The sequence below is a fragment of the Pseudoalteromonas sp. SG44-1 genome, assembly GCF_014164315.1.
GTDB lineage: Bacteria > Pseudomonadota > Gammaproteobacteria > Enterobacterales > Alteromonadaceae > Pseudoalteromonas > Pseudoalteromonas rhizosphaerae.
Genome location: NZ_JACJEW010000142.1, coordinates 1 through 2,459, shown reverse-complemented (window position 1 = coordinate 2,459; position 2,459 = coordinate 1). Strand labels below are relative to the sequence as shown.

At 47.8% G+C, this 2,459-nt stretch carries 1 protein-coding gene; it reads left to right on the top strand.

Annotation, left to right across the window (positions count from 1 at the left end):
• Nucleotides 1-2,459, top strand: a 2,459-nt coding sequence (locus H5187_RS23180; RefSeq protein ID WP_182798438.1) for a cadherin-like domain-containing protein, incomplete at both ends; no start/stop codon positions are given.

Below are 2,459 nucleotides of genomic sequence, written 5' to 3'. Positions count from 1 at the left end.
ATTACCCCAGTGAACGACCTCCCTGAGGTACAAGCTATCAGCTTAAGTGTGGATGAAGACACCGCATCAGCAGTGACCAATGTGCGTTCACTGGCCAGTGATGTGGAAGACACCATCCCAACGGGCACGATTAACTTAGTCAGAGCGCCAAGCTCAGGGCAAGTGGTGTTTGACCAAGCCGCGGGCACCTTTGTGTATACCCCAGATGCGAACGTTACAGGGCAAGACAGTTTCACCTACACCATTACCGACAGCGAAGGCGGTGTGTCACTGCCAGGAACCGTTACGGTAAATATAGGTGCGGTGAATGACCGTCCAGTTGTTGCTAATGATGCAGTGACGACTGATGAAGATACCGCAACAACGTTAGCTATTTTAGCAAACGACTCAGACGTAGAAGACAGTGGCTTTAATGCTGCCAACGTAAGCCTTGAAAACCAAGGCACGGGGGCGGGCATGTACGACTTTGCGACAGTCAGTGTTAACCTCGATGGTAGTTTAGCTATCGTGCCAAGCCAAGATGTGAATGGGGTATTTAGTTTCACCTACACATTAACAGACAGCGAAGGCTTAAGCTCAACCCCAGCGACCGTCACACTGACCATTAATGCCGTGAACGATGCACCAGTGGCGCTAGATAACACCGCCCAACTGCAAGAAGAAGGTTCATTTGAAGTTAACGTATTGGGTAACGACAGTGATGTTGATATCGGCGACAGCTTAGATGTGAGCAGTGTGACGGTTGTCAGTGCACCAAGCAATGGGCAAACTCAAGTAACCGCAACGGGGGCAATCATTTACACCGCCAATGCAGATTACTATGGTGACGACAGCTTTACTTACACAGTTAAAGACAGCAATGGCGAGGTATCTAACCTTGCTACTGTCACCATGACTGTAAACCCAGTCAATGATGCGCCGGTGGCACAAACGCAAACCCTTAACCTTGATGAAGATGCAAGCTTATTGATCACATTGCTTGCGACAGACATCGAAAATGACAGCTTAACTTATCGTATCGATACTGATGTTGCACACGGAACGCTAGTTCAACAAAGCAGTGATAGTTGGTTGTATACACCTGCGGCAGATTATAACGGCAGTGATAGTTTCACGTTTGTAGCCAATGATGGTGCGTTAGATTCAGCTCCTGTTAGTGTTAACTTAACCGTTAATGCTGTAAATGATGCCCCAGTTGCCAGTGCAGAGGCGGTGTCAGTAAATGAAGATACGCTACTGACGGTCAACCTTGCCGCCAGCGATATCGAAGGCGATACCTTAACGTATCAAATCAGCAGTCAGCCACAAAATGGCCGTGTTACATTGACTGGCTCGCAAGCAATATACCAAGGTGAGAGTGACTTCTTTGGCACCGATAGCTTCAGCTTTGTTGCTAACGATGGTAGCGTGGATTCAGCACCAGCGGTGATCACAGTGACCGTGAGCAGTGTTAATGATGTGCCAGTGATCAGCGGTTCACCGACTGTGTCAGTGAGCGAGAAAATCGCTTATAGTTTTGCGCCAACGGCAACTGACACCGAGGGCGATAACTTAACCTTTAGCATCAGTAATAAACCAAGTTGGTTGAGTTTTGATAGCAGTACCGGGTTGCTCAGTGGTACTGCTGGTAACAGCGATGTGGGTGTGTACAGTAATATTGTGATCAGTGTCAGCGATGGCATGGATACGGTAAGCTTACCGGCATTTAACTTAACGGTGATCAACGTCAATGACGCACCAACAATTGGTGGTGTTCCTGCATTAAATGTTGATCAAGATACGTCTTATAGCTTTACCCCAACAGCCAGCGATATTGATGGCGACAGCTTAACCTTTAGTATTAGCAACAAGCCGAGCTGGGCAAACTTTGATAGCAGCACTGGGCAGTTGTCAGGTACGCCAAGTAATGATGATGTCGGCGTAAATAACAACATTATTATTTCAGTATCAGACGGCGCGATTACTACAGCACTGAGTAGCTTTAATCTCACAGTTAAAAACGTTAACGATGCACCGACAATCAGTGGTACACCGAACACCACGGTAAGCGAAGACAGTCAGTATCAGTTTACGCCATCAGTGCGTGATATTGATGGTGATAGCCTCAGTTTCAGCATCATTAATAAGCCAAGTTGGGCAAGCTTTGACACCAGTACGGGCGAATTAGCGGGCACGCCACAGAACGAGGATGTGGGCAGCTACGCGGCTATTACTATCAGTGTTAACGATGGCACAGATAGCGCCAGTTTAACGCCATTTACATTAGAGGTTACCAACACCAACGATGCGCCGGTAGGGCAAAACTTCGCGTTTAACCTCGATGAAGCCGCGACTTTAACCGTGGCACTTGCAAACGGGTTATTAAGTAACGCCAGCGATGATGATGCAGGCGACACACTCAGCGCAGAGCTGGTCAGTCAACCACAATTTGGTAGTGTCAGCTTAAACAGTGATGGTAG